Source organism: Xenorhabdus littoralis (genome assembly GCF_033949345.1).
Classification (GTDB): Bacteria; Pseudomonadota; Gammaproteobacteria; order Enterobacterales; family Enterobacteriaceae; genus Xenorhabdus; species Xenorhabdus littoralis.
Map to the genome: position 1 here is coordinate 62099 of NZ_VCDP01000038.1, position 24648 is coordinate 86746.

The following is a 24648-nucleotide window of genomic DNA, read 5'->3' on the forward strand; positions in this document are numbered from 1 at the left end:
TAAAGTCACTTTACGGCTGCCAATAAATCCTGAATCTTTAAAAACATGGGAGTTGCTCCATTGGATGCAGGCATTCCCAGCTCGACAAATCCAAGAAGTGTGTAAAACGCAACAGCATCAGGATCGGCATCCAAAAATATTCCCTTAATCGGCATCACATGATGAACTTTGATGGCGTGCACTAAAAATTCCCGCATTAAAATATGGCCATATTCCTTCTTTTGATGCTTGACTGATACACCCAGCATCACCAAACGAACGACGGAAAGGTCACTTGGCATTGAACCACTTAACACCCCACTTAAACGAGATTTTGCCAGTGAATAACCCGTAAAACTGCATACACCAAGTAACTCATCTGTTTGAGTATCAATTAAAACTTTAGCGACACAATTTCCGGTAGCGACATTGTTTTTAAGGCTGCTGCGGACATAACGATTAATAACATGATTGCCACAATCAAAGTTTTTTTGCCCCGGATATGTCATATCACTCTGATAATTTACACAAATGTATTCAACCCTAATTTCATTTAGTGGCTTTTCCATCTTTGTTCTTCCTCATCAAAGCGTGTAAAGCAAGGGTTGGAGACGCAGGTTCAGCAATCAGCATATTCAAAGTACGCCAGTTTTCTTCATCTAACTCACGACGCTTTTGGTTCTCCAGCACTTCTTCTGCCCGCTCAAAAGCGGCATTCAGGATAAAAGCACTTAAATCAACACCTGCAACCTGAGCTGCCTGACACAAAGTTTCTTTTAGCTCGGTACTGGTTTTTAACTCTACACGGGCATTTTTAGCCTCTTTTTGAGGTTTTTTTACCGATATCGTTGCCATTTGAGGTGCTCCGGTTTATTTCTGGGTGTGTTTATTTATTGTACTGATGGAGGTTAGCATTGGGTGGAATAATAAGCAAATAAGTACGGCTGATAGCCGTACTTATAAGATAAAGGCTTAATACCTGAATGGCGTCTATTTGCTGGTTTCAACGCCGACTAATTGTCGGTTTCGGATTGTTTGAAATTTATTAACATATTGTATTTAAAATTAAAAATCAGTCATCTTCTTCATCACCAATAACCCGTTGCATACTCTGAGTCCAAGAAATCTTGAAGGCTGGATCGTTTGCAAACAATTTGTAAAGCTCTAGCTCATCTTTTCTGCGTTGCAACATAATTTCCTTCAATATTTTTTCGAACGCCAACTCTCGGTTATGTGGATCAGGGTTATTTCTATATTTGGTTTCAAAATCAGGATGATTACGGACACCGTCAGCGATATTTACAAACTTAACCCTTTGTTCCTCAGGAGTAGCACTCCAACCCTGGAACCATCTTTCATTAAAAGTACGAATGATTTCATCTAACGGGTCAGTCTCGTTCTCCAGTCCGTGGGCACTTCTTGGATTAGGGTTCTGAGGATCTAGCTCTGACTCCGAGTCATCCAACTTAATGCCATGGTTTAGCCTAACCCGTTGTAGGCCATAAGAACTTAAATCTACCGACTCCAGTAATTTGTCGAAAACTTCTGCGTCAGGATCTTCCACTTTCAATTTAGGAATTAGAAATTTAAGGAACCAGAATAGTTTTTCCCATATGACAATTTCATAAGGCATGATAGATGCCATCTGGCTATAAATCTTCACAAATTGCTTGGCTTTGATTTTAAAATCTACTTTAGCCTCGGGTTCCAGTTCTAACTCACTTTCAAACCGCTCCGCTGCCTTATCAATGATTGAACTCAATGTTTGAGCATCTTCATTATTGAAATAACGGGTTACAAAGTCTTCAACTTCATGCCATTCATAAACCCCCACATTATCCATTTCATCTTTTAGCTCATGAAGAACATTAATGTCTGTAGCCTGAGACAGAGATGTTGCAGTATAGAAAGGGTCAAATGCTACCTTAATATCCTCAACTGAGTTAAAGAAATCCAATACAAACAAATCTTCAGTTTTCTTACCCCATGCAGGAGCACTACGGTTCAAGCGAGAAAGTGTTTGTACACATAAAACACCAGACAACTTTTTATCCACATACATAGCGCAAAGTTTTGGCTGATCAAACCCAGTAAGGTACTTGTTGGCAACTACAAGCAGGCGATACTCATCTGTATCAAAATTGTCCTTGGTGTCTGCTTCAGCAAAACCATTAATATCTGCTTCGGTATATTCAATACCATCTACTTCTTTAGAGCCTGAAAAAGCGATTAATACCTTAAAAGGATTGCCTTGCTCTTCCAAAATACGACTAATTGATTTGTAGTATCGAATAGCTGTTTCAATGTTCTGGGTTACGACCATGCCCTTACCTTTCCCTTTGATTTTTTTAGCATTTACTACATGGGGGATAAAGTGTTCAAGCATGATCTCTGCTTTAGTATCGATGGTCTGCTGGCTGCGTTCGACATAAGCACGCAACGTTTTTTGTGCTTTCTTGGTATCAAACTCAGGGTTCTCAGCGATCGATTTTTCGATCTCATAGTAACTTCTATAAGTCGTATAGTTAGCGAGCACATCCAAAATGAAGCCTTCCTCAATGGCTTGCTTCATTGAATATAGGTGGAATGGCTTAAACGAACCATCCTCCTGACACTGACCAAACTTCTCCAACGTGCTGTTCTTGGGTGTCGCAGTGAACGCTAAATAAGATGCATTACCACGCATCTTACGTGATTTCATCGCTTGCAAGATCTTATCCTGAGCATCCTCTTCCTCTTCAACATCCGATTTACCCATTGCTCGGTTCATATTGTCATGAGCTGACCCGGACTGAGAGCTATGTGCTTCATCAATAATCACGGCAAATCGTTTGTCGCTGAGGTCAGCAATACCATCAATGATAAACGGAAATTTCTGGATGGTCGTGATGATAATCCTTTTGCCATTCTCCAGTGCTTGCTTGAGCTCAGATGATGTACGGGCTGGTGCAATTATGTTCTTTACTTCAGAAAATTCCTTAATGTTCTTCTTAAGCTGCTGATCCAACAGGCGCCTGTCTGTTACAACAATGACTGAATCAAATAATGGTTGTTCAATACCCCGCCCACCTGAAACTGCTTCCGATGCTGGATAGGTCTCAATAAGCTGATAAGCCGCCCATGTAATAGAATTAGATTTCCCTGAACCTGCGGAGTGCTGAATTAAATAGGTTTGACCAACTCCATAGGTCGATGCATGAGCCATTAGCTTACGTACTACATCTAATTGATGATAACGAGGGAAGAAAAGTGTTCTTTTCGAGAGAGAATCTTTACTGGTACCATCCAAACGAACAAAGTGCTGAATAATATTAACAATGCTTTCTTTAGTGAAAATTTCTTCCCATAGATAAGCAGTTTTATGCCCATTGTGGTTGGGTGGATTACCCTGACCATGGTTATGCCCTTTATTGAACGGCAAGAAGAAAGTATTTTTACCTGCCAGCTTGGTTGTCATATAGACTTCGTCGGTATCCACCGCCATATGTACCAAGCAACGCCCAAAAGTCAATAATGGCTGGTTAGGATCTCTATCTTCACGATACTGCTTTTGCCCATGGTATCTCGCTGTTTGTCCTGTCCAAGTATTCTTCAATTCCAGAGTAATAATAGGAATACCATTGATAAACAAAACCATATCAATTTCTTGTCGCGGATTAGCAAGTGAATAACGCACTTGCCGGGTACAACTGAAAATATTATCAGTAAAATTTTGCTTTACCTTCTCGCTACTGCTAGCCAGTGGAACTGAATACATCAGATTAAAGTGTGCATCATCAACGCTTATCCCTTTCTTAAGCAGATGCAAAACACCGTGTTTTTTAATCAGACGGTCATAACGTTCAAGCAGTTTTCTTTGCCAATCAGAGGGGGAATTTTTCTTGAGTTTAGCTATTTCAGCTTTTTGCGTTTTTTCCAGAAATTGCCAGAAAAATCGCCTATCTAAAGCATATTGATTGTCGAAATCTTCCGATACTCCCGCAGAATATCTAGTATCCGCTTCTGCAGAATATTTAGTACCTGCCTCATGAACAAACAAATCTTCTTTCAATTCTTCAGAACTAACTCCTACCAGATATTTCTCAATTGCTGCCTCTAATGCTTGTTCGTTAGTTTTACTGACCATAAATCTCAATTATCCTTATCCTAAATTCTTTTGCCTCAGTGTCTCTGCCACCTTTCGCAACGATCCTTTTAGAGATTATTCTAATTTGTTTATGTAATCGAGATTCCTAACGATAGATTGTGACCTAATCTCTTTAATAAATCCGCCAACGTTATAAAAAATAGGATGCGGTAGGATTTATTGTCGTCCTACCGCATCCATTCCAGAAGGGCCTGTTTAATTTACTTTAACCAAGCTAATATGGTTAGTTTGACGATTAAGTGCTGACTTACTTATGATTCGGCCATTTCAGGTGTTATTTTGATTTTTCCGGTCACTGCACTGTTGATTAGAGAGTTTTTGTATTCTTTGAGCATTTCTATTTGCTCTTGGAGAAAGTTTATTGAATTTATAGTATGAGCCTCTTGCTCTTGTATGTATGAAACTATTTCAATCTGTTCACTTTTTGATGGTTGTAATATTTGCATATGTTTAAAGTCTGCGAAACTTAAGTTTTGACGCAAACCAGAACCAAATCGATAAATTTCTTTAGTTATATCCAAAACATGCAGAAAATAATGTACATAGTCAGGGTAAGCATCGTTCTTTACTCGCAAATTTAAATATGCACTCGTAATTATTCCTCTATTTTTTGCTATACCTGTCCTTAGACTGGTTCTGTCATTCTGCAAATCAGTACATCTGATAATTACATCGCCTGGTTCAACAATCTGATAGGTTTCAAAGGACTCAGGAACCAATCCAACTAGTTTTTCTTTTGGTTTAACTATGATAGTTCCATAGCTAAGTGAAAGCACTTGAGATTCAACCATACCTTTATTTGAATCTTTACTTTCCTTGAAAATAGTAAAGCCTGGAGCCATCTCCCAATGTGCTGGTATCTTCCCAATCCAATCCACACCTGAATCTTTCATAGATACATTTGGGTCAAGCCCTTGTGTCACAGCCTTCTGGATGATAATTTGCTTATGTTCTTTCAGTAAGGCTATTTGCTTCTCTTTGATGGCGATAGCCTCATCAAGTTGAACTGTTTTTTTATCGAGAAAGGCGGAAACTATGATTTGATAATTAATATCTGGTAACCATACTTGGGTATTTTTCAGTATCGATTTTGTTATGCTGAATACTTTCACTCCTTTGACAGATTTTCTAATTTGTTTCCGAAATGACAAAGAATCCAATAAATAAGCCAAGAATCTATGGTTGCCATCACCAACAGGCCTACAAATAACCGTGTGATACCCTGCAAACGTCTTTACTTCTGCCACGAGCTGGGTAAAGTTTCCAGAACCTTCAATATCTTCTGATGTGTCTGCAAAAACAAAGTCGCCTAACTCTAGTAATGAAGTTGAATTTTTCTTTAAGTAATAATCACTTACACATCTAAGTTTATGCTTTACAGGATTAATTTCAAATCCATACTTTGAATGCACTTCTCCATAATTAACACAAGGAATTCCATCGTCTTGAAGATTTTCTTTCGTAATATTTAAACCCTTACCAAATTTAAAAAGGTTCCTAAAACGATATATTTTCCATCCGATTGGAAGCTGGAAGTCATCGATTACAACTGTTGAGGATTTTTTACTCTCTACTGATTCGTAAATATTCATCACATTGCCTCTTTATCCTTGGGCCTTTTCAACAGAAACACCCAATATTTGAGCAATCAATCCCTCAGTCTTCTGTTCCAAACTGATGATATCTGATGCCACCTCTTCAAGAGTGCGGAGTGGTTTATGCCGATAGAAGTATTTGTTAAAGCTAATCTCATATCCGATTTTCACGGAGTCCAGATTGATCCATGCTTCATCGACATGAGGTTTCACTTCTCCCAGAAAGTATTCATAGATGCTTTGCTTGAGTGGTACGGACTCACTATCACGTAAATCAGTGTTGGTTTCATAGGTGATATATTCACCTTTATTATCTGTAGGATAGAATCCAAAATCAGGCAGATCCAAGGATTCACAGTCGTAGCTTTTCAAAAGTTCATCAAGCTTATCACCCGTCAATTTAACAACCTTTTTGATAACCTTAGCCGCTGTTTCGTCATACCAGCTCACCGCATTCAGGATAGTGTTTTTTTCGGAAGCTGAAAGCTTAACTTGGTATTTTTTCAACTCCTGTTCTACTTGTGATTTGAACTTGTTGAAATCACCAAATTCATTCGCCCCAATTGCTGCCATTAATTGTTTAGCTGTTTCATATACAGATTTGAGTGATAACCAGTGCTTAACATCCAGAAGTTTGGTTTTAGCTTTAGTGTTCAGACTAATTTCATTTTCTTCACACCAAGACACAATCTCTTTTTCAATGGACTTAAGGAAACCTTTCTCATACACCTTGTCACCGTGCTCAATATATAAATGTGACATAACATCACTGAGCTGTTTATCAAATCGAAGCGGATTAATAGCATCATATGTGAATTTTGCTTTACGACGATCAGGGCGCTCAATCGTAACCTTGTAGTAACCAAAATCATCGTTACGAAATACCTGGCTGGCAATTCCAACGGGATCACCACTAGCATCCAATTGACGTTCAATGGTGTCAAAAGACAAGTAGGTGCGTGTTATTTCTTCAATGTGCTCAGGAGCAAACTCACAATTCTTATTGCCAAGGTTCTTACGCAATTTGCGATATAAGAGGCTGGCATCGATCAGTTGAACCTTGCCGCGGCGTTTTTCTGATTTATTATTGCTCAATATCCAAATATAAGTGGTGATACCCGTGTTATAAAAAAGGTTATTTGGTAACTGAACAATCGCATCCAACATATCGTTTTCTATAATATAACGACGAATATTACTCTCACCACCGCCTGCATCACCAGTAAACAAACTAGAACCATTGTGAACAGAAGCTATACGACTCCCCAACGGGCTAATTTTTGGTGACTTCATTTTGCTGACCATTTCCATCAGAAATAGCAGCTGCCCATCGCTTGAGCGAGGTGTTGCATCATAGTCAGATTCAACATCCCAAAAATCCTTCAATTTAACCTTAAAGCGCGGGTCAATCACATCAGAACCATCTTTAATATGCTTTTGTTCTGATACCCAACTTTTTCCATAGGGTGGATTGGATAGCATAAAATCGAAAAACTGTGAGGAAAATTCGTCAGTAGATAAAGTTGAACCCACTCTGATGTTTTCCGGATTATTGTTTTTAATAATCATATCTGACTTACAGATGGCATAAGTCTCGTCATTGATTTCCTTACCATACAGGTAAATATCACGGTTATCTTTTGGATACTTTTCTTTAATGAAGTTTTGCGACTCCGTAAGCATACCGCCACTACCGCAAGCTGGATCATACACGGTCATGGTGAGTGGCAAAGAATCTTCGAGTGGATCGAAAAGTAAGTGAACCATCAACTCAATCACTTCTCGTGGTGTGAAATGCTCCCCTGCTTCTTCATTATTTTCTTCGTTGAATTTGCGGATTAATTCTTCAAAGACATATCCCATTCCCAGATTGGTAAGGGCTGGCAGTTTATTGCCATCAGGATCATTAGTCTCTTCTGGTGTCAAATTAATGTATTCTGATACAAATTTTTCAACCACTTCAAGTAGCACTTGTCTAGACGCCATATGGCAGATTTGAGACTTCAGATTAAAACAATCAATAATTTCTTTGACATTGTTACTAAAACCCAACAGGTACTCATTGAAGTTTTCGAGCAAAATTTGCTGGTTGTTAGTTGTAGTCTTTAACAGTGTTTTTAATGTCCATTTAGAGGTGTTGTAGAACACATAACCACTTGCTTCCATCAACGGATCATCATCCAATTCGATGGAATTCATTTCTTCTCTTTGGAATTTAACTTCGTCAAGTACCGCTTTTTTGGTCGGTTCCAGCAAAGTATCCAAACGACGCAATACCACCATTGGCAGAATCACGTCACGATATTTACCTCGGACATATACGTCACGTAGGCAATCATCAGCAATGTTCCAAATAAAAGAAATCAGTTTATTGTGTACGCTGTGGTTCATATCTTTTCCGCTTAATGTGACAAACACCAATGGTCACATAATACTTTTAAAATTAATCGAAACTTATGTGATTACTTAATAATAAAATCACATAAAGAAATAAATAAGTACCTAGTTAGGCAATAGAAATTTTGGCTGTCAAGTAACATAGAAACAACCGAAATTGGGAGTATTTTTAGGACCTATTGAGTGTAGCTTAGACATCGCTCATTACGTGAAAATAACTATGATCTGTTTTCAGAAAAGAGTAATAAGTTCGTTACGTGCAAACTCCCCAAATACAGTGAGATCTGCCTTCATAAGACAGATCTCTGACAGTTAACTACAACACTATCACTCCACCGTCACCGACTTCGCCAAGTTACGCGGCTGATCCACATCCGTACCTTTGATCAATGCAACGTGGTAAGACAACAATTGCAGTGGCACGGTGTAGAAGATCGGGGCGATCAATTCTTCTACGTGTGGCAGGGAGATGATCTTCATGTTTTCGCTATTGGTGAAACCCGCATCCTGATCGGCGAAGACGTACAACAAACCACCACGGGCGCGGACTTCTTCAATGTTGGATTTCAGTTTTTCCAGCAGTTCGTTGTTTGGTGCAACGATGATCACTGGCATGTCCGCATCAATCAGCGCCAATGGACCATGTTTCAGTTCACCCGCTGCATAGGCTTCTGCGTGAATGTAGGAGATCTCTTTCAGTTTCAGCGCACCTTCAACCGCAATCGGGTACTGATCGCCACGGCCAAGGAATAGGGCATGATGTTTTTCAGAGAAGTCTTCTGCCAATGCTTCAATCAGTTTGTCTTTGGACAACATACTTTCAATGCGGCTTGGCAAGGCATGCAGCGCATGGACTATATCGTGTTCCAATGCCGCATCAGCGCCTTTCTGACGCCCCATGTAAGCTACCAGCATCAGCAGTACTGTTAACTGGGTCGTGAAGGCTTTGGTAGAGGCTACGCCGATTTCAGCGCCTGCTTTGGTCATCAGGGCAAATTCTGATTCGCGTACCAGAGATGAACCCGCTACGTTACAGATGGTCAACGAAGTCAGGTAACCCAGTTCTTTGGATAAACGCAGGGCAGCCAAGGTATCTGCCGTTTCACCAGACTGAGACAGGGTAATCAGCAGGCTGTTTTTACGACGTGCAGGTTTGCGGTAACGGAATTCAGAAGCGATTTCGACATCGCACGGAATACCCGCCAATGATTCAAACCAGTAGCGTGAAACCATTCCTGCATTATAGGAAGTTCCGCAGGCAACGATTTGGATATGCTCAACTTGGGACAGCAGTTCCGCAGCGTTAGCGCCCAGTTCTGACAGATTTACCTGACCGTTGCTTAAACGGCCTTCCAATGTGCTTTTGATAGCCATCGGCTGTTCATAAATCTCTTTCTGCATGTAGTGACGATAAACACCTTTGTCACCTGCATCGTACTGAACATTGGATTCAATCTGCTCACGTTCAACTGCTTCACCGTTCACATCAAAGATGCGAACAGTACGGCGAGTGATTTCTGCGATATCACCTTCTTCCAGATAGATAAAGCGGCGAGTCACTGGCAGTAACGCAAGTTGATCGGATGCCAGGAAGTTTTCTCCCACGCCTAAACCAATCACCAATGGGCTACCAGAGCGCGCAGCCACCAGCATGTCAGGGTTACGGCTATCCATAATGACTGTGCCGTAAGCACCACGCAATTGCGGGATAACGCGCTGAATCACTTCCAGCAGTGATCCGCCTTGTTGTTGTTCCCAATGAACAAGGTGGGCAATGGTTTCAGTATCTGTATCAGAAGAGAAGATGTAACCACGCGCTTTTAACTCTTCGCGTAGTTCTTCGTGGTTTTCAATAATGCCGTTATGCACTACTGCGATATGTTCAGAAACATGAGGATGGGCATTGCGCTCATTAGGTTCACCGTGAGTCGCCCAACGGGTATGGGCAATTCCTGTGCCGCCGATCACTGGCTGTTTGTCCGCTTCATCCGCCAGCATTTGTACTTTGCCAACTTCACGCAGGCGGGTCATACGGTTTTCACTGTCAACGACAGCCACGCCCGCAGAATCATAACCACGGTACTCAAGGCGACGAAGACCTTCGATCAGTATTTCTGCAATATCTCGTTGTGCACAAGCACCAACAATTCCACACATGTGTTTTATTCCTAAAAACAGGGCGATAAAAAGCCCCTTTTATGTCGCACAACCTGATTGTCTTACGGCAAATCGTGTTCCGGCTTTGCCGATCCCCGAGCTTTGTAGAGATGGGGATTATTCCCTTTATCTTTCAAGCCGCAATACAGCGAATTGAAATCTATTGGGTTTTTATTATGGGTATATCTTATTTATTTTTTCTTCACTGGGCGCTGCCAGTTTTTAATATGAGTTTGTTTCACGCGGCTGATAACCAGCTCATTTTCAGCAACGTTTTTTGTTACGGTGGTTCCTGCTCCGATAGTTGCCCCTTTTTCTATCGTAACAGGCGCAACGAGCTGGGTATCTGACCCGACAAAAACATCATCACCAATAATGGTTTTAAATTTATTAGCACCATCATAGTTGCAGGTAATGGTTCCTGCACCAATATTCACATTATCTCCAATCTCAGAATCACCAAGATAAGTCAGATGACCCGCTTTGGAGCCTTTGCCAAGAGAGGCTTTTTTCATTTCAACAAAATTGCCGACGTGAGCTTTTTCAGCCAGTTTAGTACCCGGGCGTAAACGAGCAAAAGGCCCAACTGTACATTCGGTTGAAAGTTCAGCATCTTCGATTACGGTATAAGGGCTAATGACTGCACCATTACCAATAACACAATTTTTCAGGATACAGCCAGAACTGATATGAACATTATTTCCCAGTGTGACATGTCCTTCGATAATCACATTGGTATCAATCACGATATCGCGGCCGTGTGTTAATGTTCCACGCAGATCAAAACGAGCTGGATCTAATAACATGACACCTGCCAGCAATAGTTTTTCGGCCTGCTCAGACTGATAAATACGCTCCAGTGCTGAAAGTTGAAGACGATTGTTAACCCCTTCCATTTCACTTAAACGGCTTGGATGTACTGCCTTAATTTGACGGCCTTCTTTGTGTGCCAGTGCGATAACATCTGTCAGGTAATATTCCCCCTGAGCGTTGTTGTTTTCCAATTTGGATAACCAACGTTTCAAATCACCGCCATTCGCAACCAGAATCCCCGTGTTGATTTCGTTGATTTTACGCTGTTCTTCTGTCGCATCTTTCTGTTCGATAATGCCGGTAACTTCACCATTTTCACGGATGATACGACCATATCCCGTCGGGTTATCCAAAATGGCAGTCAATAAACCAATACCACCTTCCGGTTTCGCTTCGATCAGACGCTCTAAAGTATCTTTAGCAATCAAAGGCACGTCACCGTAAAGGATCAGAATGTCTTCATCATCGGCAAAATGCGGTGCTGCCTGCTGCATGGCATGGCCAGTACCAAGCTGTTCAGCTTGTAGTACCCAATTCAGATTTTGGTCGGAAAGTGTTTGTTTCATCAAGTCCCCGCCGTGCCCGTAGACAAGATGAACATTCTGGGTTCCCAACTCCATTGCGGTATCAATGACATGCTGAACCATCGGTTTACCCGCCAGCAAGTGCAAAACCTTAGGGAGATCGGAATACATGCGAGTTCCTTTACCTGCGGCAAGGATCACGACACTTTTAGCATTGATGCCGTTTGAAATAATAGACATAAGAAACCTGACAATTCCAATTTTAAGTATGAAAGTAAACCCGTTTGCGAAATAAATTGCCACATATTTCGCAATGCAAAAAAGCCAGTTAGCTTTCACCAACTGGCTTTTTATCTCACTGCCTATACCCGTATTTCAAGTTGCAGCTCAACTGGCTTCAATTCAAAATTTATCGGGTACTTATTACATCATTTTTTTTGTCAGTTCGATAACGCGAAGTTTCGCGATCGCTTTCGACAATTCAGCAGATGCCTGAGCATAATCAACATCACCGTGAGAGTTACGGATGTGTTCTTCAGCTTCGCGCTTAGTTTCAAGCACTTTAGCTTCGTCCAAATCCTTACCACGGATCGCTGTATCGGCCAGTACGATAACGCCGTTTGGCTGAACTTCAAGAACTCCACCTGACAGGTAGATAAATTCTTCTTCGCCAAACTGCTTAACAATACGTATCATGCCCGGTTTTATGGCAGTAAGCAGCGGGGTATGTTGAGGATAAATCCCCAGCTCACCTTCACTGCCTGTCACCTGAATTTTCTGTACCAGTCCTTCAAACAACTGTTTTTCAGCACTGACTACGTTCAGGGAGAACGTCATTGCAGCCATATCAACCTCCCGTCAGCCGTATTAAAGCTTCTTCGCTTTTTCCACAGCTTCTTCGATGGTACCAACCATGTAGAACGCCTGCTCTGGCAGGTGGTCATAATCACCGTCCAGAATGCCCTTAAAGCCACGGATAGTGTCTTTCAGAGAAACGAATTTACCTGGTGAACCAGTGAAGACTTCTGCGACGAAGAATGGCTGAGACAGGAAGCGCTGGATCTTACGGGCACGTGCCACAACCAGTTTGTCTTCTTCAGACAGTTCATCCATACCCAGAATGGCGATGATGTCTTTCAGTTCCTGATAACGCTGCAAGATTGACTGAACACCACGAGCCACGTCATAGTGCTGCTGACCAACAACCAGTGGATCAAGCTGACGACTGGTTGAATCCAGAGGGTCAACCGCAGGGTAAATACCCAGAGATGCGATCTGGCGGCTCAATACAACGGTTGCATCCAAGTGAGCAAAGGTTGTCGCTGGTGATGGGTCAGTCAAGTCATCCGCAGGAACGTAAACTGCCTGCACGGAAGTGATAGAGCCAGTTTGGGTTGAGGTGATACGCTCTTGCAGAACACCCATCTCTTCCGCCAGTGTTGGCTGATAACCTACCGCAGATGGCATACGACCCAACAGTGCAGATACTTCTGTCCCGGCCAGGGTGTAACGGTAAATATTATCAACGAACAGCAGAACGTCACGGCCTTCATCACGGAATTTTTCCGCCATGGTCAAACCAGTCAGTGCAACACGCAGACGGTTTCCTGGTGGCTCATTCATCTGACCGTATACCAGAGATACTTTATCCAGTACGTTTGAGTCGGTCATTTCATGATAGAAGTCGTTACCTTCACGGGTACGCTCACCAACACCGGCAAATACGGAGTAACCTGAGTGCTCGATCGCGATGTTACGGATCAGCTCCATCATGTTAACGGTTTTACCTACACCCGCACCACCAAACAGACCGACTTTACCACCCTTAGCAAATGGGCAGATCAAGTCCATTACTTTGATACCAGTTTCCAGCAATTCCTGAGAGTTGGACAGCTCTTCATAGGTAGGTGCTGCACGGTGAATTGACCAGCGCTCTTCTTCGCCAATCTCACCTTTCATGTCAATTGGATCGCCCAATACGTTCATGATACGGCCCAGTGTCGCTTTACCCACTGGAACTTCGATTGGGTGGCCTAAATCAGTCACTTCTAAATTACGGCGCAGGCCATCTGAGGTACCCATTGCGATACAACGAACGATACCACCACCTAACTGCTGCTGAACTTCCAGCACCAGTTTTTCTTCACCGTTTTTAACCTCAAGGGCATCGTATACTTTTGGTACGCTGTCCTGAGGGAATTCGACGTCCACTACGGCGCCGATTACCTGGATAATCTTTCCAGTAGCCATCTTGAATCCTCTACGTAATTCGTAAACCTAGCTGTTAAACCGCAGAAGCACCCGAAACGATTTCGGTGAGTTCCTGAGTGATGCTGGCCTGACGAGCCTTGTTGTAAACCAACTGCAACTCTTTGATCAGGTTGCCACCGTTATCGGTCGCGGATTTCATCGCTACCATTCGTGCGGCCTGTTCACTAGCCAGGTTTTCAACGACGCCCTGATAAACTTGCGATTCTATATAGCGGCGCAGCAGGGTATCCAACAGCGCTTTAGGATCAGGTTCATACAGATAGTCCCAAGACTTCCTCTTCAGTGTTTCATCGTCTCCGACTGGCAGAGGCAATAACTGAGTGATTGTCGGAACCTGAGACATTGTATTCATGAACTTGTTTGTCACTATATACAGTTTATCCAGACGCCCTTCGTCATATGCTTGCATCATGACGTGGACTGGCCCGATCAGTTCGGACAATGATGGGTTATCTCCCATCCCTGTTACTTGAGCAACAATGTTGCCGCCAACAGAAGAAAAGAAAGAAACCCCTTTAGCTCCAACAAGCGCCAAGTCAACTTGGACGTTTTTATCAGACCAGTCTTTCATTTCTATCAGCAATTTTTTGAACAGGTTAATGTTCAAACCGCCACATAAACCACGATCAGTAGAAACAACTACGTACCCAACACGCTTCACTTCGCGCTCTTCAAGGTATGTATGTTTGTACTCCAGATTACCTAACGCAAGGTGTCCAATCACACTGCGAATGGTTTCTGCATAAGGACGGCTGGCTGCCATGCGATCCTGCGTTTTACGCATTTTGGACGCGGCGACCATTTCCATCGCTTTAGTGATTTTTTGCGTGTTCTGCACACTGGCGATTTTGGTACGTATCTCTTTTGCGCCGGCCATTTCTGCTTCTCCGAATTCAACCAGACGGCCCATGTTTTTTTTAATTAAATAAAATTAAACTGGGCCGAATAGTGTTACCAGGACTGAGTCGCCTTGAAGGATTCCAACAGAGCTTTCAGCTTAGCTTCAATCTCTCCGTTGAAATCACCAGACTGGTCAATCTCTTTCAGAAGATCAGAATGTTCACGGCTAGCGTATGCCAACAGCGCAGCTTCGAAACTGACCACTTTCGCGATTTCAACATCTTCCAGATAGCCACGCTCAGCGGCAAACAGGGACAGAGCCTGCTGTGCAATGGACATCGGCAGATATTGTTTCTGTTTCAACAGTTCAGTCACTTTCTGACCATGATCCAACTGTTTACGAGTTGCATCATCCAGATCAGAAGCAAACTGGGAGAATGCTGCCAGTTCACGATACTGAGCCAGAGCGGTACGGATACCACCAGACAATTTCTTGATGATCTTAGTCTGAGCAGCACCACCTACACGGGATACGGAAATCCCCGGGTTAACCGCTGGACGAATACCTGCGTTGAACAGGGAAGATTCCAGGAAGATCTGACCATCAGTGATGGAGATAACGTTTGTTGGTACGAACGCAGAAACGTCACCCGCCTGAGTTTCAATGATTGGCAGTGCAGTCAGAGAACCTGTTTGGCCTTTCACTTCGCCATTGGTGAATTTTTCAACGTACTCAGCGTTAACACGCGCTGCACGCTCCAATAGACGGGAGTGTAAATAGAAAACGTCACCAGGGAATGCTTCACGTCCAGGTGGACGACGCAGCAACAGAGAAACCTGACGGTAAGCAACAGCCTGTTTAGACAGGTCATCGTAAACAATCAGTGCGTCTTCGCCGCGATCGCGGAAGTATTCACCCATCGCACAGCCAGAGTATGGTGCCAGATATTGCAGGGCAGCAGATTCTGAAGCGGATGCAACAACAACGATAGTGTTGTCCAGTGCATCGTGCTCTTCCAGTTTACGAACTACGTTAGCAATGGTAGAAGCTTTCTGACCAATCGCAACATAGATACATTTGATACCAGAATTACGCTGGTTGATGATAGCATCGATAGCCAGAGCGGTTTTACCCGTCTGACGGTCACCGATAACCAGCTCACGCTGGCCACGGCCGATTGGGATCATGGCATCAACGGATTTGTAACCTGTCTGGACAGGCTGGTCAACAGATTGACGCTCGATAACGCCTGGCGCAATCACTTCAACAGGTGAGAAGCCATCGTGCTCAAGAGCACCCTTGCCGTCGATTGGTGCACCCAGTGTGTTAACAACACGACCCAGCAGACCACGACCAACAGGGACTTCCAAAATACGGCCAGTACATTTGACTTTCATGCCTTCGGCCAAGTCAGCATACGGACCCATTACAACCGCACCCACAGAGTCGCGCTCCAAGTTCAGTGCAATTGCGTAACGGCTGCCAGGCAGAGCGATCATTTCACCCTGCATGACATCGGCTAAACCGTGGACACGAATGATACCGTCGTTAACGGAAACAATCGTTCCTTCATTGTGAGCTTCGCTCACGACATTAAACTGAGCAATACGCTGTTTGATCAGTTCGCTGATTTCGGTGGAATTCAGTTGCATATGCTCCAGTCCCCTTAAGACTGCAAGTCATCTGTTAAACGATCTAGACGGCCACGAATACTGCCATCGATCACCATGTCACCTGCGCGGATAACCACGCCGGCAATAACAGACTTGTCAATTGTGCAATTCAGCTTCACTTTGCGTGACAGACGTTTCTCCATCGCCGCAGAAATTTTAGCCTGCTGCTGCTCATTCAGTTCGGACGCAGAAATCACTTCAACATTAATGGTTGATTCAAGTGACGCACGCAATTGGATAAATTGCTGGGAGACTTCTGGCAATACCAGCAAGCGACCATTTTCTGCCATTACACGAATAAAGTTCTGAGCATGCGCATCAACCTGCTCACCACAAAGAGTGATAAAGGTTTTGGCTAACGTATCCGGTGCCAATGAACCGGAAAGCAGCTCACCAACCTGCTCATTGCGAGTGACCTCAGCAACGAACGCCAGCATGTTCTGCCAGTGCTCAAGAGATTGGTGCTCTACAGCAAAGTCAAAAGCTGCTTTGGCGTAGGGGCGAGCTACCGTAGCAAATTCAGACATGCCCCTCCCTCCTTACAGTTCAGCGACCAGTTTATCAACGATGTCGCTGTTAGCAGCTTCATCCACGGAACGTTCGATGATTTTCTCGGCACCTGCGATAGCCAACATCGCAACCTGTTTACGTAACTCTTCACGAGCGCGTTTGCGTTCAGCTTCAATTTCAGCATGAGCTTGCGCTACGATTTTGTTACGTTCCAGCTCGGCTTCTACTTTTGCATCATCAATAATTTGGGCTTTTTGTTTATTAGCCTGCTCAATGATGACGTGCGCATCAGCTTTCGCTTTTTTCAGTTGGTCGGTCGCATTGGCTTGCGCTAAGTCCAGGTTCTTTTTAGCACGCTCTGTTGAAGCTAAACCGTCAGCAATTTCTTTCTGACGTTTTTCAATGGCCGCCATGATTGGTGGCCATACATACTTCATGCAGAACAAAACAAACAGGACAAACGCGATGGCCTGGCCGAGGATTGTTGCGTTAATATTCACGGCACAATACCTCTATTTCAATTAATGAATCGGCGTATTTTTCAGTTCTGCTCGTTACTTGGTACCGACAGCGAACATCATATACAAGCCCAGGCCCACAGCGATCATTGGGATGGCGTCAACCAGACCCATAACGATAAAGAACTGAGTACGCAGCAGAGGAATCAGATCAGGCTGACGAGCAGCACCTTCCAAGAATTTGCCCCCGAGGATGCCGATACCGATCGCAGCACCGATAGCCGCCAAGCCCATCAGGATAGCGGCAGCCATAAACATTAGATCCTGGTCTACACTCATGACAATCTCCAGTTTGTTTCAATTAAAACATTATTAATGATTGATAAAAAATTAATGCTCTTCAGATGCCATCGACAGATAAACAATCGTCAGAACCATGAAAATAAAGGCTTGTAACGTAATAATCAGTATGTGGAAAATAGCCCATGGCAGGCTGAGTAACCACTGTGCTCCCCACGGTAACAGGGCAGCAATAAGAATAAAGATCAATTCACCGGCATACATATTCCCAAACAATCGCAGAGCGAGTGATATAGGCTTAGACAGCAAGCTGACCCCTTCTAAAATTAAGTTAATCGGAATAAACAGTGGATGATTGAAAGGCTGTAATGTCAGCTCCTTCGCAAAACCACGAATTCCTTTCATCTTAATGCTGTAGAACAAAATGAGGACAAAGACACCCAGAGCCATCGACAAGGTGACACTGACATCTGCGGTTGGAACAATACGCAGAGCAGGCAAGCCGAAGACATGTTCACCGATTAAAGGAATAAAATCGATTGGCAATAAGTCCAATGCGTTCATCAGTAACACCCAAACGAACACAGTCAAAGCCAGAGGGGCTATCACTTTGCTCTTACCGTGATACATGTCACGAACGGTGTTATCAACGAAGCCGATTACCATTTCTACCGCAGTCTGGAATTTACCCGGAACGCCATCAGTAGCGCGAACCGCGACTCTTCTGAATACAAATAGAAACAATATCCCTAATACGATGGAGAAAAAAAGCGAGTCAATGTTCAATGTCCAGAACGACGCCTCATAACCACTAGCGTGGGGATTGACCAACTCAAAGGTACGCAAGTCCAACTGAAGGTGCTTCAGATGGTGACTTATGTACTCTGAAGTTGAAACTTCTCCTGATGCAGACATGATGCTTTTTACCCTTTTGTTGTTAAAAACGCTAACCGTTCATTACGGCAGGTGCGATGATCTGCACAATCAGCACCGCTAAATAAGCCACACCAAGTGGTGCAAATGCCGCCTTGAACACACCTAAAGCGACTATCAGCACAGTTATCGTAATGATAACCTTAACCCCTTCACTAATCGCGAAAAACCATGCAATGCGTACTGGAACACCTTCTTCTTTCACTTTTTGGAAACGGCTAATCAGCATAAAAATGGCATTGGGTAACCAACATGCCAAGCCACCAGCAAAAGCAGATGCGCCCCACTCTATACTTTTGGTATAAAAAACCACACTGAGAATAACAAAAGTCATAAACTGCAAAAGTAACAGTTTCAGTGCCATTCTACCGCTGTAAAGGGATACAGACATGACTTTTGTTTTCTCCCTGAGGTACGCCATCACATATCAGGTCTTGCTGAATGTTGTATAAAACTGGCTTTGCTTAAGAGTGTCAAGTGACAAAAACGTGCAAATTATACGGGGAGCCAAAATGAATTCAATCCATAAGTAGCGAAAAAGTGAATAATTATTTAAATTTCTAACTTTGGTGCCAGATTGCTCACAAATACCATTTAATATTCTGCAACGATTAACGATATAAACCCCAGTTCAAACGTGATACGCATCACATTAAATAAAAAACATTAATTATATTAACCCTTAAATATATAAAGAAAATCTTTTGTTTTTTTCACTGAAAATCAGTCAATTAATATTATACCTATAAAGTTTTATCTGATATATCGATGAAAAAGGTTAAATGTTTATTTTACTGATGTTATCTAAAAATTATTTATCAAGAAAATCTATAGTTACTAGTAAAAAGCGAAATTATATCAATATAAAAATAACGTTGGTTTTCTGTGATCCAGCAGTAAATAAAATTGGAATAATGGAAGAAAATAATTAGTAACGTCCGCAACATTTTAATGTCCATTGACGCCACTAATTATTTGGATTTTTTTTGATACACAACAAAGTTAGTTTGACTTAAGTATTACCAGATGCCGTTGTTCATCCAACTGAGTAACCTGAAGAGGGATGATGGCATCAAGGGTAATCTCTGTCGGTAACTGAGCTAATTCATCTTCCTGTAATATGCCTTTCAGGGCATAAAAACGTCCTTCAACTGGCTTAGGAAGATGGCTGCACCATGAAAGCATATCTTGCAGAGAGGCGAATGCGCGGCTAATCACGCCATCAAAAGGCGGCTCAGGGATAAATTCTTCAACTCTACTCTGTACGGGTTCGATATTAACCAAGCCTAATTCATGTTGAACCTGACGTAAAAAGCGAACACGTTTCCCCAAACTGTCCAATAAGGTGAAATGGGAGTCTGGGCGCACAATTGCCAATGGGATGCCCGGCAAACCAGGCCCGGTGCCCACATCAATAAAACGCGTTCCGTGAAGGAATGGATCCACAATAATGCTGTCCATGATATGCCGAACCAACATCTGTTCAGGATCACGAACAGATGTCAGGTTATAAGCCTTATTCCATTTATTGAGCATGTCAACGTAGGCGACGAGCTGTTGTTTCTGTTTCAGCGATAATTCAATATCCGTCTTCGCTAAAAGCGATTCCAATTTGTTAAGCAAAGTCCGTCCCCTTAGGCGTTACGACGCAATAAATCTTGTTTTTTCAACCATACCAGCAAAATCGATATTGCAGCAGGAGTGATACCTGAGATACGCGAAGCCTGCCCAATGGAACTTGGTTTATGATCATTCAGTTTTGCAATAACTTCATTGGAAAGACCGCTGACTTGTTTGTAATCCAGATCAACTGGCAGTGCAGTGTTTTCATTGCGCAGTTGTTTTTCGATCTCTTCTTGCTGACGAGCAATGTAACCTTCGTACTTCACTTGAATTTCAACCTGATCTGCCGCCTGAGGTTCTGTCAATCCCGGTGTAAAACGTGGAAGGGACGTCAGTAATTCATAGTTCATTTCAGGACGACGCAGTAAATCTTCACCATTAGCTTCTTTTGACAACGGTGTTTTCAGAATTTGGTTGATCTCTCCCAGACTGTCTGAGTGAGGATGTACCCAGATATTACGCAGCCGTTGACGTTCTTGTTCGATCATTTCAACTTTACGGGAATAATGTTCCCAGCGAAGATCATCAACTAAGCCTAGTCTACGACCTTGCTCAGTCAAGCGAAGATCCGCATTATCTTCACGCAACATCAAACGATATTCTGCACGGGATGTGAACATGCGGTAAGGTTCTTTAGTGCCCAATGTGCATAAATCATCGACCAGAACACCAAGATACGCTTGATCACGACGTGGGAACCAACCTTCTTCACCAAAGGCATAACGAGCAGCGTTGAGACCTGCCAGCAATCCTTGTGCGGCAGCTTCTTCATATCCGGTGGTGCCATTAATCTGACCAGCGAAGAACAGGCCATGAATAAATTTACTTTCCAGCGTTTGTTTTAAATCACGCGGATCAAAGAAATCATACTCGATCGCATAACCCGGACGAATAATACGGGCATTTTCCATGCCTTTCATCGAGTGAACGATCTGCATCTGCACATCAAATGGCAGACTGGTTGAGATCCCATTCGGATAAATTTCGTTGCTGGTAAGCCCTTCAGGTTCCAAGAAGATCTGGTGAGCGTTGCGATCTGCAAAACGCATCACTTTGTCTTCAATGGAAGGGCAGTAACGAGGGCCGATCCCTTCGATGATCCCCGCATACATCGGACTGCGATCCAGATTATTTCGGATCACATCATGGGTTTTTTCATTGGTATGGGTGATATAACACGGGATCTGTTGTGGATGTTGATCCACGTTACCCATGAATGAAAATACGGGGATCGGATTATCACCCAGCTGTTGTTCAAGCTGATTAAAATCAATGGATCGCGCATCAATGCGAGGAGGTGTGCCTGTTTTCAGGCGGGATACACGCAGAGGTAATTCACGTAAACGGTGAGATAAGGAGATCGCAGGAGGATCTCCCGCCCGTCCGCCGCTGTAGTTTTCCAGCCCGATGTGAATTTTACCATCAAGAAAAGTACCTACTGTCAGAACTACAGATTTAGCTTTGAACTTCAAACCCATACGAGTAACAACACCTGTGACGGTATCGTTCTCAACGATAAGATCTTCAACTGGTTGCTGGAAAATCATCAAGTTAGGCTGATTCTCCAATGCGGTTCTTACAGCTTGTCGGTAAAGTACCCGATCTGCCTGTGCTCGCGTTGCCCTGACTGCGGGGCCTTTGCTGGCATTGAGTGTTCTGAATTGAATACCCGCTTGGTCAGTGGCTTTCGCCATCAGGCCACCAAGTGCATCGATCTCTTTTACCAGATGCCCTTTACCGATCCCACCAATGGCTGGATTACATGACATCTGGCCCAAAGTATCAATATTGTGAGTCAGTAGTAAGGTTTGACGGCCCATGCGGGCTGCAGCCATTGCTGCTTCAGTACCGGCATGACCCCCGCCGATAATGATAACGTCAAAGTGCTCTGGATAAAACATGTGCGAACCTTCAATTGTGAGAATGCGTCATATGCATTGAGGAGAGGATTCTACTCAAGTTTGGCCTTCAGACCAAGTAGGAAGAGATCATCGTTAATTAAAAGAAGATCTTTTTATTTAAAGATCTCTTTATTAGATCTTTTATTAGGATCGCGATCATCTGTGGATAAGTGGATTTTCCATATAAAGATCATGATGCTGTAAAGGATCATTTGCTGTGAATGATCCGTGATCCAACTCAGTATAAGCTGGGATCTAAAAGCGTAGTTATTCACAGCTGATTAATTCTATCATGGTTATTAAATGGATAACTACGGGTTAACCCCTGCTTTTAAGCTAAGTTATCCACAGTTGATCGTTATATTTTTAATCAGATCAGAGTAACTTTGACCATTCTTTGACCCATTCTTCGGCCGGATCTTCTGGAATTTCATGTTGCATGATGTCTATTTCCAGTCGATCGCCGATCAGTTTCGCTCCGTGATCCGCTAATAAGCGTTCTAATGATCTTATTGCTGCGCAGAAGGTGTCATATTCAGAACTGCCTATGCCAATGGCTCCAAATGTTACATTACTTAGATCAGGATGCTGTTGTAAGATCATATCAGCCAGAGGCTGGATATTTTCAGGTAACTCCCCTGCTCCGTGCGTTGAAGTAACCACAATCCACAGCCCTTCAAGGGGAAGCTCCTCTAATGAGGGACCATGAGTCACCGTTGTTGAAAACCCGTCATTTTCTAAGATCTCAGCTATATGTTCGGCGACGTATTCGGCGCTACCCATTGTGCTGCCGCTGATTAAGGTTATCGTGCTCATCATGATCCTTGCTAAATTAAAGAGAAAGTATTGTACGCTGTGAATCTATTGGGATCTACCTGTGGATAATGTGGTTAATCATTTTTCTGTTTAAGGCTTTATTGTCCTTGTGATCGGGTTTTGCAGGGAGATCAAAGTTTCTGTTGACTGAATTTCGTCTATTGTCTGGATCTTGTTGATAAGTACATCTTGAAGCGCTTCGATGGATCGACACATGACCTTAATGAAGATGCTGTAATGCCCCGTGGTGTAATAGACTTCAACAACTTCATCGAGCATATCGAGCTTCTTTAGTGCTGCCGGATAGTCTTTGGCGCTTTTCAATATGATGCCTATGAAGCAACACACATCAAATCCCAGCTGCTTAGCACTGATATCAACCCGGGTCCCCGTGATGATCCCCGATTGTTTCATCTTTTCCACGCGTACATGAATCGTTCCCGGACTCACCGCGAATTTTTTGGCTAATTCTGCGTAAGGTGTACGTGCGTTTTCCATTAAAGCGTGAAGTATGTCACGGTCTAAATTATCGATCTGATAAATTTCTGCCATTTTTAATCCCCATTTTTGAATGATATTTATTTTTATAGCGTAAAAATTATCGTTTATACATCTTATACAATATTTTTATTATCAGATATTGAATTTGTACCCCATTCTGTTGCTTAATCTATATCAACGAGACACAAGGTCACTAAAATTTTTGAGAGTATCATCATGAAAACATCCTTCATTGAAAAACAGCAGCAGATTAGTTTTGTAAAATCATACTTTTCCCGCTTGCTGGAGAAACAACTCGGTTTAATTGAAGTTCAAGGGCCTATCTTGAGTCGCCTTGGTGATGGTACTCAGGACAACCTATCCGGCCATGAAAAAGCAGTACAGGTAAAAGTGAAAACATTGCCGGATGCAACGTTTGAAGTAGTTCATTCTCTGGCGAAATGGAAGCGCAAGACACTAGGTCGCTTTGGTTTTCAGGCTGAACAAGGGTTATATACCCACATGAAAGCTCTGCGTCCTGATGAAGATCGCTTGACCCCTATCCATTCTGTGTTTGTTGATCAGTGGGATTGGGAGAAAACGATGGGTGAAGGTCAGCGTTCACTCGATTATTTAAAACAGACAGTAGGTAAAATCTACGAAGCAATAAAAGAAACACAACAAGCTGTAAGTAAGGAATTTGGTCTGGCACCGTTCCTGCCAGATCAAATTCACTTTATCCACAGCGAAGAGCTTCTGAAACGTTACCCTGATCTGGATGCTAAAGGTCGTGAGCGTGAGGCTGCCAAAGAGTTTGGTGCGATTTTCCTGATGGGCATTGGTGATAAGTTATCTGATGGCCAATCACATGATGTTCGCGCACCGGACTATGACGACTGGACTTCACCAAACAGCGATGGTTTTTCGGGTCTGAACGGTGACATTATTGTCTGGAACCCAGTTTTACAGGACGCTTTTGAGATTTCCTCAATGGGTATCCGTGTTGATGCAGAAGCCCTGCAACGTCAGCTTGCTCTGACTGATGATGAAGAGCGTTTGCAGTATGACTGGCATCAGGCATTGATAAAAGGTGATATGCCACAGTCTATCGGTGGTGGTATCGGACAATCACGTTTGGTAATGCTGTTGCTGCAAATGTCACATATTGGTCAGGTTCAGTGCGGTGTTTGGTCACCAGAAGTTATTGAATCTGTTGAAGGTGTGCTTTAA

General features: G+C 43.0%; 21 protein-coding genes. 1 reads left to right on the forward strand and 20 read right to left on the reverse strand.

Annotation, left to right across the window (positions count from 1 at the left end):
- Positions 1-5: 5 nt before the first annotated feature.
- The 20 genes from FE394_RS11225 to asnC form a co-directional block, all read right to left on the reverse strand.
- Positions 6-548 (reverse strand): GNAT family N-acetyltransferase, encoded by a 543-nt coding sequence (locus tag FE394_RS11225; protein WP_319926475.1) that lies wholly within the window; start codon positions 546-548, stop codon positions 6-8.
- The gene (locus tag FE394_RS11230; RefSeq protein WP_319926476.1) at positions 529-834 is read right to left on the reverse strand and encodes a type II toxin-antitoxin system TacA family antitoxin; all 306 of its coding nucleotides are present in this window, start codon (positions 832-834) and stop codon (positions 529-531) included. The genes FE394_RS11225 and FE394_RS11230 overlap by 20 nt, the downstream gene beginning before the upstream one ends.
- Before the next feature lie 217 nt (positions 835-1051).
- Entirely contained in the window at positions 1052-4105 is a 3054-nt protein-coding gene (locus tag FE394_RS11235; RefSeq protein ID WP_319926477.1) for a type I restriction endonuclease subunit R, read from the reverse strand.
- Positions 4106-4377: 272 nt separating this feature from the next.
- A complete protein-coding gene (locus FE394_RS11240; protein WP_319926478.1) occupies positions 4378-5718 on the reverse strand; it encodes a restriction endonuclease subunit S in 1341 nt (446 codons plus the stop codon).
- A gap of 12 nt (positions 5719-5730) precedes the next feature.
- Positions 5731-8112, reverse strand: a complete 2382-nt coding sequence (locus FE394_RS11245; RefSeq protein WP_319926479.1) for a type I restriction-modification system subunit M — start codon at positions 8110-8112, stop codon at positions 5731-5733.
- Positions 8113-8445: 333 nt separating this feature from the next.
- Positions 8446-10275: a glutamine--fructose-6-phosphate transaminase (isomerizing) gene (gene glmS, locus FE394_RS11250; protein WP_319926480.1), complete on the reverse strand. Its 1830-nt coding sequence runs from the start codon at positions 10273-10275 to the stop codon at positions 8446-8448.
- A gap of 191 nt (positions 10276-10466) precedes the next feature.
- Positions 10467-11852 carry a bifunctional UDP-N-acetylglucosamine diphosphorylase/glucosamine-1-phosphate N-acetyltransferase GlmU gene (gene glmU, locus FE394_RS11255; protein WP_419836332.1) on the reverse strand — a complete coding sequence of 462 codons (1386 nt, stop codon included), beginning with the start codon at positions 11850-11852 and terminating at the stop codon, positions 10467-10469.
- Between the two features lie 183 nt (positions 11853-12035).
- Positions 12036-12458: a F0F1 ATP synthase subunit epsilon gene (locus FE394_RS11260; protein WP_319926481.1), complete on the reverse strand. Its 423-nt coding sequence runs from the start codon at positions 12456-12458 to the stop codon at positions 12036-12038.
- Between the two features lie 21 nt (positions 12459-12479).
- Positions 12480-13862: a F0F1 ATP synthase subunit beta gene (atpD, locus tag FE394_RS11265; RefSeq protein WP_319926482.1), complete on the reverse strand. Its 1383-nt coding sequence runs from the start codon at positions 13860-13862 to the stop codon at positions 12480-12482.
- Positions 13863-13896: 34 nt separating this feature from the next.
- Positions 13897-14760, reverse strand: coding sequence for a F0F1 ATP synthase subunit gamma (gene atpG / locus FE394_RS11270; RefSeq protein ID WP_319926483.1), 864 nt, complete (start codon positions 14758-14760; stop codon positions 13897-13899).
- Positions 14761-14834: 74 nt separating this feature from the next.
- Positions 14835-16376 (reverse strand): F0F1 ATP synthase subunit alpha, encoded by a 1542-nt coding sequence (atpA, locus tag FE394_RS11275; protein ID WP_319926484.1) that lies wholly within the window; start codon positions 16374-16376, stop codon positions 14835-14837.
- A 14-nt stretch (positions 16377-16390) separates the two neighbouring features.
- On the reverse strand, positions 16391-16924 hold the full coding sequence (gene atpH, locus FE394_RS11280) for a F0F1 ATP synthase subunit delta (RefSeq protein ID WP_319926485.1): 534 nt from the start codon (positions 16922-16924) through the stop codon (positions 16391-16393).
- 12 nt (positions 16925-16936) lie between these two features.
- The gene (atpF, locus tag FE394_RS11285) at positions 16937-17407 is read right to left on the reverse strand and encodes a F0F1 ATP synthase subunit B (protein WP_319926486.1); all 471 of its coding nucleotides are present in this window, start codon (positions 17405-17407) and stop codon (positions 16937-16939) included.
- Positions 17408-17461: 54 nt separating this feature from the next.
- Positions 17462-17704, reverse strand: a complete 243-nt coding sequence (atpE, locus tag FE394_RS11290; protein WP_319926487.1) for a F0F1 ATP synthase subunit C — start codon at positions 17702-17704, stop codon at positions 17462-17464.
- A gap of 51 nt (positions 17705-17755) precedes the next feature.
- Positions 17756-18580 carry a F0F1 ATP synthase subunit A gene (atpB, locus tag FE394_RS11295; protein WP_319926488.1) on the reverse strand — a complete coding sequence of 275 codons (825 nt, stop codon included), beginning with the start codon at positions 18578-18580 and terminating at the stop codon, positions 17756-17758.
- Positions 18581-18611: 31 nt separating this feature from the next.
- The gene (atpI, locus tag FE394_RS11300) at positions 18612-18989 is read right to left on the reverse strand and encodes a F0F1 ATP synthase subunit I (protein ID WP_319926489.1); all 378 of its coding nucleotides are present in this window, start codon (positions 18987-18989) and stop codon (positions 18612-18614) included.
- A gap of 611 nt (positions 18990-19600) precedes the next feature.
- Positions 19601-20221 carry a 16S rRNA (guanine(527)-N(7))-methyltransferase RsmG gene (gene rsmG / locus FE394_RS11305; protein ID WP_319926490.1) on the reverse strand — a complete coding sequence of 207 codons (621 nt, stop codon included), beginning with the start codon at positions 20219-20221 and terminating at the stop codon, positions 19601-19603.
- Between the two features lie 11 nt (positions 20222-20232).
- Entirely contained in the window at positions 20233-22122 is a 1890-nt protein-coding gene (gene mnmG / locus FE394_RS11310) for a tRNA uridine-5-carboxymethylaminomethyl(34) synthesis enzyme MnmG (protein WP_319926491.1), read from the reverse strand.
- 375 nt (positions 22123-22497) lie between these two features.
- Positions 22498-22938: an FMN-binding protein MioC gene (gene mioC / locus FE394_RS11315; protein ID WP_319926506.1), complete on the reverse strand. Its 441-nt coding sequence runs from the start codon at positions 22936-22938 to the stop codon at positions 22498-22500.
- 90 nt (positions 22939-23028) lie between these two features.
- Positions 23029-23490, reverse strand: a complete 462-nt coding sequence (gene asnC, locus FE394_RS11320; RefSeq protein ID WP_047964586.1) for a transcriptional regulator AsnC — start codon at positions 23488-23490, stop codon at positions 23029-23031.
- Positions 23491-23655: 165 nt separating this feature from the next.
- Between asnC and asnA the strand changes: the two genes are divergently transcribed.
- Complete coding sequence (gene asnA / locus FE394_RS11325; RefSeq protein ID WP_319926492.1) at positions 23656-24648, forward strand: aspartate--ammonia ligase; 993 nt, start codon at positions 23656-23658, stop codon at positions 24646-24648.